Consider the following 16,795-nt stretch of genomic DNA (forward strand, 5'->3'; position numbering starts at 1 on the left):
CAAAAGCAAGCTAATGAAGATCCGCTCGACTTGCATGTATTAGGCACGCCGCCAGCGTTCGTCCTGAGCCAGGATCAAACTCTCCAAAAAAGAGTATGAGTTTAGCTCATAATTTAAAACGTTGGCTCATGATCTTCTATAAATAGAAGGCATGATAATTTATTGTTTGTTGACGCTTGTTTGTTTAGTTTTCAAAGAGCAATTTAGTTAGCGTGTCGTCCGAAGCGACTTTACTAATATAACATCTTGTGTTTTCCAAGTCAACACTTTTTTAAAAAAATGTTTTTGACTGAAAAATACTTTTAAGTTTTCAACCGTCTGCCGCGAAAGTGTTTTTGCTGTGTTCCGCAGCGACGGTTATTAATATACCAAGTATTTTTTAAAAGGTCAACAGCTTTTTTTGTTTTTTTACGATAGTTTTTCAGAAACCTGATAATAACGATGATAAATACCTTGGCCTTTTGTTTCGATATTCACTACAGAGATGATTTTCTTCTCTATCAAATATTCAACGAGTATGCCGAGATCAACAGAGTACGCGGCAAGCTCGGTATGTGCCATCATCTCATTGAAAGACCAGTATTCTTTCTCCTGAAGGATTTCAAGTAAGTGCTGCGTCCCTACTTTTGTCCTTTTATGGATCAAAAACTCAGAGGCAAGGAATAAAAGCTCCAGCCTTTTCTCAATGTCTTCCTCACTGCATATAAGCTCTTCATATAACTTGTATATCTCAGGCTCTATCTGCTTTACCTGGTGCCAGACTGTCACTTCCGGATGAAATCCATTTTCAATCACTGCAAGCCTCGCTAAATGATGCAAAGAATGGACAACATGGTTATAAGCATCAAGATAATGGAAATGGTCAAAGAACGCTTTTCCATCTATATATCTTCTAATCAGCTTTGCAAATTCAATGCCCATCTTTATTTTTCTGCCAAAGAACGGAAACTCCCTCAATTCATGTTTCAAATTGGCAAGCCGCTCATTTCGGTCAAAGACGATTTTGCCATTGTAAAGCCAGTCGAATATTTTTCGGTTATTGCCAATCAATAGCCAATCGTTAATTTGCTTTTCTGTAACAATGTGCATGGCTGCCTTCTTATCATTGTATGAATAATGTTTAACAAATACAGGGTCGTCGTTCTCTTTGACAATTATGAGTAAAATGGCATCAAATGTATCGGTTGTCGGGAATGCCTTTTCCCTTTTCTCGACCATCACCACTCCAACTGTATTAGGATGGCTTGCGCGTTCTTGATATATAGAACGAAGGATATCCTCCATAATAAAACTCCTCCATTTGTTTGTTAGCATATATGTTCGACAATTATACAAAATCTCCTGCATTTCCTCTAGACAATTTTCGACACGGCCCAATGACTTATTATGATTTATTCTGCCGCAAATGGTATGATATAGTTAGTTTTTAGGGAGGGAAACACATGGCTAAATATTCTAGTAAAATAAATAAAATCAGAACTTTTGCCCTAAGCCTGATTTTCATCGGCTTTGTTGTTATGTATGGAGGGATCTTTTTCAGGAATTCCCCTGTGATCATGACCATTTTTATGCTAATAGGCCTGCTGTTCATCATTGCCAGCACGGTCGTATACTTTTGGATTGGAATGCTGTCGACTAAAACTGTCCAGGTTATCTGTCCTAATTGCGGCAAACAGACTAAGATTCTTGGCCGGGTTGATATTTGTATGTACTGCAACGAACCTTTAACCCTTGACCGGAATCTTGAGGGCAAGGATTTTGATGAAAAATATAATAAGAAAACAGAGAAGCAATAGCTCTCTCTATAAAACAAAGTAAAAAACTCGGCCATAACGCGCCGAGTTTTTTGCTTTAAGAAACAAAAAAACTGATAGCTTTCGCCACCAGCGGTTATGTTTAATGCGCTTCTTTTGCCGAACAATCCGGACAAGTTCCGTAGATTTCCATTCTATGGTTGCCTACCTTAAAGCCTGTAACATGGGAAGCCAAATGTTCAACTTCATCAAGACCTGGATAATGAAAGTCAACAATCTTGCCGCAGTTTTCACAAATAACATGATAATGGTGTGTCGTTACAAAATCAAAACGGCTTGAGGCGTCCCCATAGGTCAGTTCCTTGACTAAGCCAACTTCACGGAATACTCTCAAATTGTTATAAACTGTCGCTACGCTCATATTCGGGAACTTACCTTCAAGCGCCTTATAGATGTCATCTGCTGTAGGGTGCGACATTGAGTTTATTAAAAATTCGAGTATCGCATGACGCTGCGGAGTAATACGGACTCCTGTATCCTTCAAGGTATCCAAGGCTTCTTTTAACTGGCTCTGTACCACCGCCATGCACCTCACTTTTCTAAAAATTATTATTCTTACTTTATAATGTTTATAAATAGTGTACTAAGTAATTTCCACTTTTGTCAATATAACAACCTCACAAACATTTACAGCACAGCTTCAAGATTGCTGATGCAATGTTAGTTCCTTTGAGCCAAGATGCATATTGACATACCTGGCCGCGACAAATAAAAAGTCAGAAAGTCGATTCAAATAGGATAGGACCAGCGGATTTACTTCCCCAATCTCGACTGCCTGGCGTTCAGCTCTTCTTGCTACTGTCCGGGCTACATGAAGGGCCGCGCCTGCCTGATGACCCCCCGGAAGGATGAAGTTGGTCAATTGCGGAAGTGCTGAGTCCCATGAATCAATTATTTTTTCCAATTCAGCTATATCATTTGCATCCAGCGTCCATTTAACCTCTTTGCCTGCTGGCGTTGCCAATTCAGCACCAACATGGAATAACACCGTCTGGATTTTATGAAAAATCTCAAACAATTCTTCTTTTCCTGTAAAATATTCGCCCTGCAAATAACTGAGCGCAAGACCGATCATTGAATTAGTTTCATCACATGTACCATATGCTTCTACCCGTGCGTCATTCTTGCTGACTCTTGTGCCGTAAATTAGTGAAGTTGTTCCTTTGTCGCCTGTCTTTGTATAAATTTTCATTTCTAGTACCCCCTGTCCATGTCGATTAAATTGATATAGTCCGCGCCTTTTTTTATATATGTATGCAGATTATGTTTAAAAATTTCAAAAGATCTCGGCATATAATTCCTTGTCAGGCTGGAGATATGCGGAGTCACTGTCACATTTCCCATGCTCCAGAATGGATGTTCTTTTTCCAGAGGTTCATTGTAAAATACATCTAAATATGCATGAGCAATTGTATTTTCCTTCAGCGCCTGAAGCAGAACATCTTCTTTTACCAGATCCCCGCGGCCAATATTGATAAATACGGCTGTATCCTTCATCAGATCGAAATGTCGTTTCTCCAGTAAATGCTTGGTCTCTTCAGTACTCGGCAGCACAGATACGATGAAATCCGCTTTCGGCAGTGCCTTTTCAAAATCTTTCAAAGTGTAAATTTCATCCGCCCATTGGACATCTTCCCCGCTGCGGTTAACTCCTATCGTCTTCATTTGGAAAGCTTTTGCGAGCCTCGCAACTTCACCGCCAATAGCCCCTATACCTAGAATGAGCAAACACTTGCCGTACAATTCGCCCATAGGAAGTTTACGTTCCCACAGCTCTTCTTTTTCATTTTCCAGCAATGTTCTCATCTGCTTAACATGCTGAAGCATCATGCCAATTGTGAATTCGGCCATAGGCACTTTATGGATTCCCCGGGCGTTTGTAACTAGGATTCCTTTTTGCTTGCATGCTTCGAATGGCATCTTTTCAAGGCCTGCGGACATAACCATGATCCATTTCAGTTTATCCGTTTTTAAAACGAGCTCCTCCTGCAAATCCTCACCGTATGTCACAAAAACTTCTGCATCCAGGAAAAGCTCTTCTTTAATACCTTTATGAAATTGAAAATGTAATTCCGGAAAGATTTCCTTGATTTCATCCTGAAGCTCCTTTGCAGGAAGCAACGAAGAATAAATGTTCACCTGGTCCAACCCCTTGAGTAAAAATTAGTAGTATTTCTTAATTGTATTAATTTTCAATCTTCCTAACAACTTCTAAGGCTTGCTTGGGGAACGTTTTGATAAAAAAAAGGCGGGCTGTTCAGCCCGCTAAAATTGTTTGAGGAGGTATGCCCTAATACAATGATATTCAGTTTGAGGGGAAATGAATGGACAATAGCCTGTATTGAGAAAAATAGGCTATTTTTTTATGATTTGGCTATGTTATACAAAACTGTTGATTTCCGTTCCAGGCGCTTCGCTTCCCTCGGGGCGTGCGGTGAGCCTCCTCATCGCTTCGCTCCTGGGGGGAAAAATGGTCCCTTCTTTTTGGACCATTTTTTCCGGGGTCTCACCTGCCCGCTTCATCCCGAAGGAGTCTGCGCGCCTGGAACGAAGAGCAACAGGGTTTAAGAATCAACTATCAGCTATAACAAAAACCTATAATTTAATTGAATAAACATTCGCAATTTCTTCCCGGTATGAAGCAAGCTGCTCGTGGTCTTTAAAATTGAAGAGCATACCCTGGATTACCGGCAGCCTCGGTGATTCCTTGCTTATTTCCGCCTCAAGAACCTCCAGTGAAACCAATAAATCTTCATTGCGCTCGATATTCTCGATGACCTGCTTCATTTTTTCAAGTATATTCTTTATGCCATTTGAATTGGCAATAAAGAAGGCTTTAGCCTCCCTGAATAGATCCTCAATCTTTTTTTGGTTCGTAATCGGCTCTTCACCAGCCAGTCCCTCGACAATCGTATCCATCCGACGAAGTATATATTGAACCACGTCTTCAATCACAAACCCGTTTGGATTGAACAATAATAACCTCATATAAGAATTAAACAGTCCTTCAAGCATCAATGAGAGATCCCAAAGATGATGGTCTGCTTTTGGGCCATAGATTGCTTTAAGGCTTGCCTGATAAAACATCATCGCCTCATAATGTTTGCGGAACATTAGCTCCTTTACTTCTTCATTCAAGGGAATGGCCTGCTCTCTTGATTGCATGATGATAAATTCTTTATGGTCCACCATTGTCTTATACAATGTACTCAATTGCTTAGCGAATTTTTCTCTCACAGGAAGGTCTTCCTGCTCGATTACCCTTACCTTATTGTCTATATGGTTAAAATAATATTCCAGGATGGCAATCAGCAATGCGTCCTTGGACTTGAAATACAGATAGAACGCCCCTTTTGAGATTCCGCTTTCCGTCACAATTTCCTGAATGGAAGTGGATGAGAATCCTTTGGCGGCATAGAGCTTAATAGCCGCTTCAATGATCGCTTTTTCTTTTTCCTTCACCTAAAAGCCCCCGATAGATTAAAATGTAATGACTGACTGGTCACTGTTTCGTTTTTGACTGATTAGTCATATCGTAATACAGTTTCCCTGCATGGTCAAATCCCGCGAAATACCTTTTTATAATAGGCTCTGTTAAACCAGGCTGTTGATTTTCGTTCCAGGCGCTTCGCTTTCCTCTAAAAAATATGAAAAGCCCAATTGCCGGCTTTTTCAAGAGCAAATTTTTCTTGGGGAGTGCGCTGAGCCTCCTAGTTGCTTTGCTCCTGCGGGGTCTCACCTGCCCGCTTCATCCCGAAGGAGTCTGCGCGCCTTCCTCTACAAGCAACAGTGTTAAAAAATCAACATTCGGCATTAACAGAGCTTTATAATAAAAAGGACAGCCTGCTTATCGGCTGTCCTTAAATGCTAAAGGTTTTCTTTAATGAATTCGAGTGCTTCTTCTACATGACCCTTTACTTTTACTTTGCGCCATTCCTTAGCAAGGTTGCCATCTTTGTCAATGATGAAGGTGGAACGCTCAATGCCCATATATTCCTTGCCAAAATTCTTCTTCAGTGTCCAGACACCGTAATCTTCGGCTGTTTTATGGTCCTCATCCGCTAATAGCAGGAAAGGCAGGCCATACTTATCAATGAACTTTTCATGCTTATTGATTGGGTCCGGACTCACCCCAAGAATAACTGCATTCAGTCCTTCAAAGCTTTCATGGTGATCCCTGAAATCACACGCTTCCGTTGTGCAGCCAGGAGTCATATCCTTCGGGTAAAAGTAGAGCACAACATTTTTCCCTAGAAAATTAGCCAGTTTGACACTTTCTCCATTACTAGCAGGCAATTCAAACTGCGGTGCCGCCTTGCCTATCGCCAATGCCATCATGCATCCCTCCAAAAAGTAGCTTGTATCCATAGCCTATCTAATTTTGTACCGGAATACAAATGGAGAGCATAAGCAGGGCTATGACTTTTTATGGTCGAAAACGGCTCTTGTCACGAAGGCAGCAGGAATTGTGTATCCAATCAGGGCCTCAAGCACGGCAATGATCCTTCCAACCCCAATCGGCGAAATATCGCCGTACCCTACAGAAAAGAGGGTGATTGCACTGAAATACATGCTAGTCGCCATCCGCTCATAAGAAGAAACACTGAGGCGCATGCTGCTGTCTGCCAGCACAAACAATCCTCTTAAATCAAGCAGATAATACAGCAAACCGAACCCTGCCATCACCGTGGCATAAATCAGGGCCAGGGTGATGAAATTTTCCAGCGAGACTTGCTTTCCTATGATTTTATGAGGCGCAAACAATGTTTTTAAACTCATGGTAATTGCTAGTGCGATAATTACAATTGATAAATAAAAATGCATAGCTACAGCCTCTTTTCTTGCATCTCTCATTGAAACTATACGCTTATGGATATAGGAGTATGACTGCAAGTCCTGTAACTGCAAATATAAGAAAAACCGCAGCGATTATGCTGCGGAATAATGTTGACAAACAATCTATAAGTTTATTCTTTTTTTTAGGATTGAACTAAATGGGGCTGTTGATTTTCGTTCAAGGCGCTTCGCTTTCCTCTGAAAAATTATGAAAAAGCCAAATTGCCGGCTTTTTCAAGAGCGAATTTTTCTTGGGGCGGGCGGTGAGCCTCCTCGTCGCTTTGCTCCTGCGGGATAAAATGTCCCCTTCTTCTCAGGCCATTTCTACCTAGGTCTCACCTGTCCGCTAAATCCCGAAGGAGTCTGCGCGCCTTCCACTACAACCATCAGGACTTTTAACAAGGTATCTATACTCTTGTACAACTCTTTCTGTCAGCAAATCGGCCTAGCAATGTCCGTTTTCTTATCAGTTTCCTGCCCCTCTATATCTCTTAACACCTTCATTCCAGATCACGACTGATGAACCGAAGAAAATCAGCCCGATCACAGGGGTGAAGAAGGAATAGCCGTACCACTCAACTTTTTCAAGGAAATAGGCAGCAGGATATACTCCAACAAAGGCGAATGGCAGAATCCAGGTAAGTACAAACCGAATGGCTTTATTGTAGATATCAACCGGGTAGCGGCCATAGTTGCCGATATTGTACATCATTGGCATGATCGAGGTTCTCGCGTCAGCCCAGAAGCTGATGCAGGCGATCATAACAAAAATGCCTGCATAGACGAGCACTCCCCCCAGGACGAGAATGACGAACAGCAGCGGATCGTACCAGTGGAACTCGAGGTTCAGCCTCCCGCCTGCGTAAAACATGACAGCCAGTCCGGTCAGAGCGCCAAACAATGACTCAAGTTCCATCCGTTCGAGAATGACCTGGAACAGGCTATGGATCGGCCTGGTCAGAATGCGGTCCAGTTCTCCTTTTACGATATATCGCTCGTTAAAATCCCAGATATTAAAGAATGACGAAAAAAGTGCATAGGGTACGAGGAAGAAACCATAAATAAAAATGATTTCATCCTGACTCCAGCCGTTCAAGAATTCAGTATGGTCAAATACGACCAGGATGAAAATCAGGTTAACAGCCTGAAACAGCAAATCCGAAAAAATCTCCACAAACAAATCTGCCCTGTATTCAAGCCTTGTTTTCATATACTGGGCGACGTATTGAAAAAACATCCTTACATAAAACACTTGTCACCCTCCTTGTATAATCAGCTGTTTTTTGGCGATGATCCATAGGATTTGCACCGGAACAATCAGGATCAACACCCAGACGGCCTGAAGCATCAGTCCTTCGACTGCCTGGCTCCCAGTAAATCCGTTTGTAAAGATCATACTGGGAACATAGCTGATTCCCTGGAAGGGCAAATACTTCATGATTTCCTGAGACCAGCCGGGAAAAAAACTGATCGGAAGCAGCAATCCGGAAAACAGATCAATCAATACCCGTTTTGCCCGGATCAGGCCTGTATTGTTATATAAGAAGAAAGTGGTGATTCCGGTAAGCAGATTCAGCTGGGTATTAATAAAGAAGCTTAATACTATTGAAAGCGAGAATAGTAACCACGTACTCAAGTTTGCTGAGAATTCCAGCGGGAATATCAGCGCGACGATCAGCATCCCTGGAACCGAGAAAAAGAAAAGCCGGAAAATCCCTTCGCCAAGTCCCTGCATCGTTTTCATCACCAGGTAGCTGTATGGCCTGATCAGTTCAACCGCGACCTTGCCTTCCTTGATTTCTGTCGCCATTTCCCTGTCGATATTGTTAAAATAAAAAGCACGCGCCATCCAGGCGACCGCAACATATGTCGTCATCTGAACAGCGGACAATCCTTCTATCTCGCCTCTGCCGCCATAAATCGCGTTCCATAAAAAGTAATAAGCGCCAATATTGATGCTGTATATCAGGATGCCAGTATAGTAATTGGTCCTGTAAGCCAGCATCATCAAAAATCGGATGCGAATCATCTCAATATACTTATCCATTCTCCGCCATTCCTTTTTCATAAATATTGCGGATGATCTCTTCGGTGGAAGGCTCATTGATCTTAACATCCCTGACCTTATATGCAGCAACCGTCCTTGCAATGATCTGGGAGACCGCCTCTTCATCGTCACCCGTGAATGCCGTGAAAACTTGATCCTTTTCATCAAGCTCCCATTTAGCATCGAGATCGGCTGTCAGTTCCTCCAAATGCTGCATGTCCGCCTTTTCAATGAATTCAAAGCTAATTTCTTTCCCCTCGCCCCACTTTTCCTTCAGGCTTTTCAATGCGCCATCATAAATGATATTCCCTTCGTCAAGCATAATCACCCGTTCGCACAGCGCCTCGATATCGGATAAATCATGGGTAGTCAGCAGGATGGTTGTATTGTATTTTTCATTGATTTCCTTCAAAAACTCCCTGATTCTAAGCTTGACGAGCACATCAAGTCCGATTGTCGGCTCATCAAGAAAGAGCAGCGGCGGATTATGGATCAGCGCAGCAGCAAGTTCACAGCGCATCCTTTGCCCAAGCGACAGCTTCCTGACAGGCTTGTCGAGAAGCGGCGCAATATCAAGAGTCCTGATGACATGGTCCATATGGTCGTTATAATCAGCATCGGAAACTTTATAGACTTTTTTCAGCAGACGGAAAGATTCCTGAACAGCTATATCAAACCAAAGCTGCGATCTCTGTCCAAATACGACTCCGATTGTCTGGACGAATTTTTCCCGTTCCTTGTGGGGATTCATCCCGTTGACGATGATATTTCCGGACGTAGGTGTCAGGATCCCGGTAAGCATTTTAATGGTTGTTGATTTTCCTGCACCATTTTCACCGATATACCCAACCATTTCTCCCTGCCTGACGTTAAAATTAATGTCATTAACCGCCGGTAAAATCTTATAATTGCGTGTAAAAAGGTCGCGGAAAGCCCCGGACAATCCGGATCGGCTTGAATAGGCCTTAAAATCCTTCCGCAGCCCCTTCACTTCAATGGCATTCATGATAATTCCTCCTTTAATCCCTCAAACAGTTTAGCCAATCTGCAGAACTAAAACAAATGCTAAGGCTTATTGCCTGATTCTATTGATTACTTCTTTCTGAGGCGGGTATGTTAACTTCCAAAAGGAGGTATTCCAATGGAAAAAGATCTTTTGGTTCAGAGCCACCGCCCTTTTCCTCTCGAGGACCTGAATTGGATGATGACCCAGGAATGGCATCATACCCTTTTTGCTCATTGGCCTGTACCTGCTTCAATACTGCAAGGCCATGTTCCCCCTGAGCTTGAAATCGACACATTTGATGGAAATGCCTGGATCGGGATCGTTCCTTTCAAAGTAAAAAACATGCGCGGCCGCTTCACTCCACCTATTCCTCTCTTAAGTTCTTATATTGAGCTAAATGTTAGGACTTATGTGAAATATGGCGGCAAGTCAGGTGTTTATTTCTTTTCGCTGGATGCGAACCATCTCCTGGCGGTCATCGGGGCTAAAATAACCTTTGGCCTCGCATACAAGCTGGCAATAATGAAATTCCGGATCAGCAGCAGCATTGAACTTTCTTCTTCCAGAAGTTCAGGTGCAGAATGTTCAGCCAGCTATAAACCATCATCAGGGATATTTTTTGCTGATGAAGGAACACTCGAGCACTGGCTGACAGAAAGATACTGTCTATGGACAAAACGCGGCGGCAAATTGTTCCGCGGAGATATCCATCATACAAAATGGGAGCTCCAAAGGGCAGAGGCTGTGATTTGCCAGAAAGATCTGTTTCCTGTTGTAGATAACAAATTTTCCGATGCAGAACCACTGCTTCACTATAGCAAGTTCAAAAAAGCTTATTTTTGGCCTCCTAAGATCGAACACAGCTGACACCCCAGTTTTTTGACAAGTGAAACAATCTGTAAAAATAATAATTAATGATAAAATAAAGGGGCAGTTACATATAGGAGGTTTTACCATGCAAAGAACCAATTCGGAGAAATTACATAAAGAGGCCCTGGAGCATATCGTCGGCGGCGTCAATAGCCCTTCCCGATCCTTCAAGGCTGTAGGCGGAGGAGCGCCTGTCGTGATGGAACGCGCCCAGGGTGCTTATTTCTGGGATGTTGACGGGAACCAATACATTGATTATTTGGCTGCCTATGGCCCAATCATTACTGGACATGCCCATCCGCATATCACTGAAGCAATTAAAAAGGCAGCCGAAACTGGTGTATTATACGGAACTCCAACTCCACATGAAGTTAAATTCGCTAAAATGCTGAAGGAAGCAATGCCTGCCCTTGATAAGGTCCGTTTTGTGAACTCCGGGACAGAAGCGGTCATGACAACGATTAGAGTTGCCCGCGCTTATACAGGCAGAGATAAAATCATCAAGTTTGCCGGCTGCTACCATGGACATTCAGATCTTGTGCTTGTTGCCGCTGGTTCAGGTCCTTCCACTCTTGGAACTCCTGATTCTGCAGGCGTGCCAAAGAGCATTGCCCAAGAAGTCATCACCGTGCCTTTCAATGATATCGAACCGTTCAAGGAAGCGCTCGAAAAATGGGGAGATCAGATTGCTGCTGTACTGGTGGAGCCGATTGTCGGCAATTTCGGGATCGTCGAACCAATGCCCGGATTTTTGGAGGAAGTAAAAGAGCTTACCCACAAAGCAGGCGCGCTGATTATTTTTGATGAAGTCATTACTGCTTTCCGTTTTATGTACGGCGGTGCCCAGGACCTGCTGGGCATCACACCTGACTTGACCGCCATGGGTAAAATAATTGGCGGCGGGCTCCCTATCGGCGCTTATGGCGGCCGTGCTGAAGTCATGGAAAAAGTAGCTCCGCTCGGACCTGCGTACCAGGCAGGAACAATGGCGGGCAATCCGGCTTCCATCCTTTCAGGAATAGCCTGTCTCGAGGTACTTCAGCAAAATGGCGTGTATGAATATCTGGACCAGCTTGGGGCCATGCTTGAAGAGGGTATAACGGAAGCTGCAGCCAAGCACGGAATACCAATTACGATCAACCGCCTGAAGGGTGCCTTGACGATTTACTTTACCAAGGAAAAAATCGTGAACTATGAGCAGGCAGAGAATACGGATGGTGAAATGTTCGCACGCTTCTTCAATTTGATGCTGGAACAAGGGATCAACCTTGCGCCATCAAAATATGAAGCTTGGTTTGTAACGATTGCACATACCCAGGAAGACATCGAAGCAACACTCCATGCGGTTGACCAAGCATTTTATACAATGGCAAATGAATAAATATACAGAATTTTATACATAACAGGAACCAAGTTGGTTCCTGTTATTTTTTTACTTTTAGGATGAAAACGTTTACATTACAAGTTGTTTTATTACAACTTCTTTACAAACCAAATTACACTCTATCCAAACTTTTGCATAAAAAATTGATTTCTGAAAATTCTTATGATATGATTGTTTCTAACTATTCGTAAAACCGCCATATTTATGGCCGCTTTATCCCTATCTTAAAATCCCATCAATCAAGAGTTACCCTCGAAAACAGCTATCAATCTATAGAATAAATTAATATTTTTTCAGGAGGTGAACCGGCTTTTAAGGATCCCCTTTTACAAGCCGAATATTATGACTTTACAATGGACCCCTTCATTATTTAAGGATTTTTCACGAAATGAACACGATGCCTGCGGAATTGTAGCAAGTATAGAAAAAAAGAAAGTTCCAACACGCGAAAACATTTTCCACTGTATTGATGGCCTGGTGACGATGAATCATCGTGCAGGTTTCATCAATGGAGAAGGAGATGGAGTTGGAATCCATATCGATATTCCACGGACATTGTGGAAGGAAAAGCTTTCTGCCGCCGGTATGAAGCCGGAATTGGCAGATGATGAGAACTTTGTCGTCGGACATGTATTTATTTCCCGTACTGAACAGGCGAAAACAATCCAGCAGGAGCTTGAAGCAAAGCTGGCAGAGCAAAATCTGAATCTGGTATTCTCCTCTGTCGACGTTACAAATTCTGAAGCCCTAGGCCCGATTGCTATTCAGGAGAACCCTGTATTCTGGCAGTTCGCCTTCCTTGCGGACCAAACAGGCGGCGAGCTATCAAGCAGATTGTTCAATATAATTGTAGATTTTGAGAAAAATGAACAAGTACATGTTGCTTCACTGAGCCAATACCATGCTGTGTACAAGGTTATGGGAGCAGGGGATATCCTGCCAAAATACTATTTTGACCTGGCAAGCCCGCTTGTGGAATCCACAATGACTCTTGGACACAACCGCTATTCAACTAATACTCTATCAAGCTTTTTCCGTGTCCAGCCTTTCAGCATCCTCGGCCATAACGGGGAGATCAATACAATTGCCAGACTCCGTGATGAAGCTCGCATGGTCAACGTACCGCTTGTCAAGGATGGCAGTGACTCACAGGATTTGAGCCGTACACTGGAAACGTTTATTTGCCGTGACGGTTATTCATTATTTGAAGCAATGGACATGATGTTCCCGCCGATCATCAATGAAATCAAATCATATCCAGAACACTTGCAGGATTTATATACGTATATTCGCGAGGCATGGGGGCATTTTGCCCAAGGCCCTGCCGGCATTATCTCCCGGTTTGGTGATGAAGCAGTCTTCAGTGTCGATGCACTAGGCCTTCGTCCGTTGTGGATGGTTGATACTGAAAGCTCTTATCTCTTTTCTTCTGAGCCAGGCATCATCCCATCGACCGAATATACCGGCGATCCGAAACCACTGGCTCCAGGGGAAAAGGTAGGCTTGAAGTGGAACGGAGACACGATCGAAGTATTTGAGCATGACCAATTCCAGAATGAGGTTTACAAGCGTTTTTCTCAGCGCCTTGCATTTGAGGAGGCTCGCCAGCGTCTATCTGCGCCAGCGCTGTCAAAAACTGTAACGATGACTTACCCAGATAAAATTCATAATGGCCAGTATAAAGCATTCGGCTGGGAACGTGACCACGTTCAGCTAGTCGAGCAGATGGCAGAAAAAGGCGCGGAACCGATTCGTTCCTTAGGTCATGATGCGCCGCTGGCTGCGATGAATCCAGAGCGAAGAAACATTGCCGATTTCATCAAGGAAAGCGTTGCTGTCGTCACGAACCCGGCAATCGACCGCGACCGCGAAGCCGAACATTTTTCAACAAGGACAGTTCTTGGAAAAAGGCCTTCCCTATTCGGCAAGACAGAAACTGGCAAAGTCGTCGAACTGCTGACTCCCCTTCTTATCGAAGGAAAAGCTGGTTATGATGCTTCGCTGAAAACCGGCCAGCCAAGCATGGATCAGGTAATCCAATGCTATCAAGATGAAAAGCTGGTGGCTTATCTCGAAACAGTTTTCAGGACTGACGAGAATGTCAAGGATGCGATCGAACGGCTCGCTGGAGATGCTGTTGCGGCAGTAAAAGGCGGTAAATCACTTATCGTCCTTGATGATGCAATCGCTCACCAGGAAAATGCCCTCTGGCTAGATCCGCATCTTGTCGTTTCAGCCATCGACCAGGCTTTAGTTAAGGAAGGCGTAAGACGTGACTGCTCGCTCCTGCTCCGTTCAGCCTCCCTCCGCTCACTGCATGATATTGTTGTAGCACTCGGACTTGGAGCGGACGCGATCAGCCCTTACTATATGTTCATGACCGTGCTTGATGAATCCATCACGCCGCTCGTCAACTTATACGGAGCATTGACGAAAGGTCTTGAAAAAGTAATTTCGACTATTGGTATCCATGAGCTGCGCGGATACGGCAGATTGTTCTCAGCGATTGGGCTGAACGATGAAGTAGCTGATTATCTGATGGTTGTGAACTTCTTTGGCTCCAATGAACTTGCCTACAGTTTCTCAGCAATGAAGGAGGATGCGATCGCAAGGGCTGCCGATTTCCAGAATGAAAAAGAACGGATCGGAAAGACGTTCCATCTCTTCCCCCGTATCTGGAAAGCAATCGGCGAGGTCGCTTCTACAGGAGATTACAGCGTCTATCGCGATAAGATTTCCGAACAGGAAGAAGCGAACCCGACAACCATCCGTCATTTAACTGCTTTAAAACAGACTGATTCCACTATTTCACCGGATGAAGTCGAGATTGGCGTTGGCGATCATAGCCTGCCATTCGTCATCGCATCAATGTCCTTCGGATCACAAAACGAAATTGCCTTCCGTGCTTATGCAGAAGGTGCAGACAGACTGAATATGATCAGCATGAACGGTGAAGGCGGAGAAATAAAGGATATGCTTGGCAAGTACCCACGCACACGCGGACAGCAGGTAGCATCGGGGCGCTTTGGGGTAAACGCTGAACTCCTTAACTCATCAAACCTTCTTGAGATTAAAATTGGCCAGGGTGCTAAGCCTGGTGAAGGCGGACATCTCCCTGGCTCAAAGGTTACGGCTAAAATCGCTGAAGCAAGGAATGCGACAATTGGCTCTGATTTGATTTCACCATCAAACAACCATGATATTTATTCAATCGAAGACCTTGCCCAGATGATCCACGAGCTGAAAACTGCTAATGACCAGGCACGTGTAGCCGTCAAGGTGCCGGTCGTTCCAAATATCGGGACAATTGCGGTCGGAATTGCCAAGGCAGGAGCAGACATCATTACACTGAGCGGCTTCGACGGAGGCACAGGCGCGGCCCGTATCCACGCACTTCAATATGTCGGATTGCCGGCAGAAATAGGCATCAAGGCTGCTCATAACGCTCTACTGGAAGCAGGCTTGCGTGACAATGTTGAGCTTTGGGCAGACGGCGGAGTGAAAAGCGCTCAGGATGTTATCAAATATATGCTTCTTGGTGCAAACCGCGTCGGCTTTGGAACATTATCGATGCTTGCCATCGGCTGTACAACTTGCCGCGGCTGCCACCTTGATACTTGCCATGTCGGGATTGCTACGCAAATTGATTCAGAAGCTCAGGCTAAGGAACATGGATTGCGCCGCTTCGTACCTCGACAATTCGATCTTGCTGTCCAGGGCATCATGAATCTGTTTACTGCTTTTGGCAGCGAATTAAAAGCTCTAGCGGCTTCCGCGGGGATAAAAAACCTGCAGGAAGCAGTTGGCCGCTCTGATCTATTGGAGCAGGTCAAGGGCAAGGAACTGCTGGATCTGACCTACCTTCTGAAGCCATTGGAGATTGGTCAATTGGTACAACAGAAGGAAGCCGCTGCTGCGCTTACTGCAGCTAAGCTTCAGGTAGCAGCCGGCGCCGAGTACCTGGATGCCATTGACGAGGAATTGCACCAGTCACGTGAGTTCCAGGCAGTAACAGCAGAACAGAGGGTACTTGCAAGCAGGGTTTCCTGCCACCGTGTCCGCGGACGCCTGGATGGCTCTTATCGCAAGCTGCAGCCAGTATCACTTCGATACAAGGGCTCCATTCTTGGAAACGGACTCGGAGCATACAACACTGAAGGCATTGACATCGAAATTGATGGAGGTAGCCAGGATGGGGTCGGCAAGACATCCTTCGGCGGTTCAATCCTGATTGCGAAGTCTCCTGGCAAGGATGGACGTTTCTACAATGGCTCTGTCGGCAAAGGCTTTGGATACGGAGCCCAAAAAGGCCTTCTAGTTGCCCAGGGCAGTGCGGATGCACGTGCTGGAATCCGTCTGTCAGGTGCTGATATGATCATCGGCGGACTTGTCAAAAAGCCAATCCCTGAAAAGGAACACGGCAACATCGGGGCGAATGCAAACATTAAAGGCTTTGCCTTCGAATATATGACAAATGGCCGCGGACTTGTTCTTGGGGATCCGGGACCATGGATTTGTGCAGGCATGACCGGCGGTGTCGTTTACCTGAGACATCAGCCAGAAATGGGCTTGACTAAGGACGCCATTTCCCGCCGTATCGCCAAAGGCGCTAAGGTATCAATCCAGACTCTCTCCGCCAAAGGTGTCGAGGATGTCAAGGAACTGCTGAGCCAATACGTTAGTATGCTGGAAAGGCATGGACAAAAGGACGAAGCAAAGGAACTCGGACTGCTGCTCAAGCACCCAGAAGACCACTTCGTACAGGTTGTCCCAGTTAAAGAACAGGCAGACCCTGCAGTTTCTACAGAGTGATATAGATTTAATGAAAAAACGGCCAT

General features: G+C 44.5%; 14 protein-coding genes and 1 rRNA gene. 4 read left to right on the plus strand and 11 right to left on the minus strand.

All coding sequences use genetic code 11. The features are described from left to right. Both AC3EBE_RS19940 and AC3EBE_RS19945 read right to left on the minus strand, forming a co-directional pair. Positions 1 to 90 (minus strand): 16S ribosomal RNA (locus AC3EBE_RS19940); the annotation flags it as partial. A gap of 318 nt (positions 91 to 408) precedes the next feature. Beyond that, on the minus strand, positions 409 to 1,284 hold the full coding sequence (locus tag AC3EBE_RS19945) for a nucleotidyltransferase-like protein (protein ID WP_488596768.1): 876 nt from the start codon (positions 1,282 to 1,284) through the stop codon (positions 409 to 411). Between the two features lie 158 nt (positions 1,285 to 1,442). Here AC3EBE_RS19945 and AC3EBE_RS19950 point away from each other — a divergent pair, with 158 nt between their 5' ends. Next, a complete protein-coding gene (locus tag AC3EBE_RS19950; RefSeq protein WP_488596769.1) occupies positions 1,443 to 1,796 on the plus strand; it encodes a YgzB family protein in 354 nt (117 codons plus the stop codon). 100 nt (positions 1,797 to 1,896) lie between these two features. On the opposite strand, the gene perR is transcribed toward AC3EBE_RS19950, so the two are convergent. From perR to AC3EBE_RS19995, 9 genes are all read right to left on the minus strand, one after another. Next, a complete protein-coding gene (gene perR, locus AC3EBE_RS19955) occupies positions 1,897 to 2,340 on the minus strand; it encodes a peroxide-responsive transcriptional repressor PerR (RefSeq protein WP_488596770.1) in 444 nt (147 codons plus the stop codon). Between the two features lie 114 nt (positions 2,341 to 2,454). After that, positions 2,455 to 3,006, minus strand: a complete 552-nt coding sequence (locus tag AC3EBE_RS19960) for a cob(I)yrinic acid a,c-diamide adenosyltransferase (RefSeq protein WP_488596771.1) — start codon at positions 3,004 to 3,006, stop codon at positions 2,455 to 2,457. Positions 3,007 to 3,008: 2 nt separating this feature from the next. Then, positions 3,009 to 3,953: a D-2-hydroxyacid dehydrogenase gene (locus AC3EBE_RS19965; RefSeq protein ID WP_488596772.1), complete on the minus strand. Its 945-nt coding sequence runs from the start codon at positions 3,951 to 3,953 to the stop codon at positions 3,009 to 3,011. Between the two features lie 456 nt (positions 3,954 to 4,409). Next, positions 4,410 to 5,276: a TetR/AcrR family transcriptional regulator gene (locus tag AC3EBE_RS19970; protein WP_488596773.1), complete on the minus strand. Its 867-nt coding sequence runs from the start codon at positions 5,274 to 5,276 to the stop codon at positions 4,410 to 4,412. Positions 5,277 to 5,681: 405 nt separating this feature from the next. Next, a complete protein-coding gene (gene bcp, locus AC3EBE_RS19975) occupies positions 5,682 to 6,149 on the minus strand; it encodes a thioredoxin-dependent thiol peroxidase (protein ID WP_488596910.1) in 468 nt (155 codons plus the stop codon). 81 nt (positions 6,150 to 6,230) lie between these two features. Then, positions 6,231 to 6,638, minus strand: a complete 408-nt coding sequence (locus tag AC3EBE_RS19980) for an ion channel (protein ID WP_488596774.1) — start codon at positions 6,636 to 6,638, stop codon at positions 6,231 to 6,233. Between the two features lie 478 nt (positions 6,639 to 7,116). Beyond that, positions 7,117 to 7,902 carry an ABC transporter permease gene (locus tag AC3EBE_RS19985; protein WP_488596775.1) on the minus strand — a complete coding sequence of 262 codons (786 nt, stop codon included), beginning with the start codon at positions 7,900 to 7,902 and terminating at the stop codon, positions 7,117 to 7,119. Between the two features lie 3 nt (positions 7,903 to 7,905). After that, entirely contained in the window at positions 7,906 to 8,697 is a 792-nt protein-coding gene (locus AC3EBE_RS19990; protein WP_488596776.1) for an ABC transporter permease, read from the minus strand. Continuing rightward, positions 8,690 to 9,703, minus strand: a complete 1,014-nt coding sequence (locus AC3EBE_RS19995) for an ABC transporter ATP-binding protein (protein ID WP_488596777.1) — start codon at positions 9,701 to 9,703, stop codon at positions 8,690 to 8,692. The genes AC3EBE_RS19990 and AC3EBE_RS19995 overlap by 8 nt, the downstream gene beginning before the upstream one ends. Positions 9,704 to 9,838: 135 nt before the next feature. On the opposite strand from AC3EBE_RS19995, the gene AC3EBE_RS20000 reads away from it, so the two are divergent. The 3 genes from AC3EBE_RS20000 (at position 9,839) to AC3EBE_RS20010 (ending at position 16,769) form a co-directional block, all read left to right on the plus strand. Continuing rightward, positions 9,839 to 10,570 carry a YqjF family protein gene (locus AC3EBE_RS20000; RefSeq protein ID WP_488596778.1) on the plus strand — a complete coding sequence of 244 codons (732 nt, stop codon included), beginning with the start codon at positions 9,839 to 9,841 and terminating at the stop codon, positions 10,568 to 10,570. A gap of 88 nt (positions 10,571 to 10,658) precedes the next feature. Then, positions 10,659 to 11,954, plus strand: coding sequence for a glutamate-1-semialdehyde 2,1-aminomutase (locus AC3EBE_RS20005; protein ID WP_488596779.1), 1,296 nt, complete (start codon positions 10,659 to 10,661; stop codon positions 11,952 to 11,954). Positions 11,955 to 12,299: 345 nt separating this feature from the next. After that, on the plus strand, positions 12,300 to 16,769 hold the full coding sequence (locus tag AC3EBE_RS20010) for a glutamate synthase-related protein (protein ID WP_488596780.1): 4,470 nt from the start codon (positions 12,300 to 12,302) through the stop codon (positions 16,767 to 16,769). Positions 16,770 to 16,795: the final 26 nt, after the last annotated feature.

The sequence above is a fragment of the Mesobacillus sp. genome, from assembly GCF_057785455.1.

Coding starts and splice junctions, on each gene's coding strand:
- AC3EBE_RS19945 (WP_488596768.1), bottom strand. CDS start 1,284: ATGGAGGATATCCTTCGTTCTATATATCAAGAACGCGCAAGCCATCCT.
- AC3EBE_RS19950 (WP_488596769.1), top strand. CDS start 1,443: ATGGCTAAATATTCTAGTAAAATAAATAAAATCAGAACTTTTGCCCTA.
- perR (WP_488596770.1), bottom strand. CDS start 2,340: ATGGCGGTGGTACAGAGCCAGTTAAAAGAAGCCTTGGATACCTTGAAG.
- AC3EBE_RS19960 (WP_488596771.1), bottom strand. CDS start 3,006: ATGAAAATTTATACAAAGACAGGCGACAAAGGAACAACTTCACTAATT.
- bcp (WP_488596910.1), bottom strand. CDS start 6,149: ATGGCATTGGCGATAGGCAAGGCGGCACCGCAGTTTGAATTGCCTGCT.
- AC3EBE_RS19980 (WP_488596774.1), bottom strand. CDS start 6,638: ATGCATTTTTATTTATCAATTGTAATTATCGCACTAGCAATTACCATG.
- AC3EBE_RS19990 (WP_488596776.1), bottom strand. CDS start 8,697: ATGGATAAGTATATTGAGATGATTCGCATCCGATTTTTGATGATGCTG.
- AC3EBE_RS19995 (WP_488596777.1), bottom strand. CDS start 9,703: ATGAATGCCATTGAAGTGAAGGGGCTGCGGAAGGATTTTAAGGCCTAT.
- AC3EBE_RS20000 (WP_488596778.1), top strand. CDS start 9,839: ATGGAAAAAGATCTTTTGGTTCAGAGCCACCGCCCTTTTCCTCTCGAG.
- AC3EBE_RS20005 (WP_488596779.1), top strand. CDS start 10,659: ATGCAAAGAACCAATTCGGAGAAATTACATAAAGAGGCCCTGGAGCAT.
- AC3EBE_RS20010 (WP_488596780.1), top strand. CDS start 12,300: ATGACTTTACAATGGACCCCTTCATTATTTAAGGATTTTTCACGAAAT.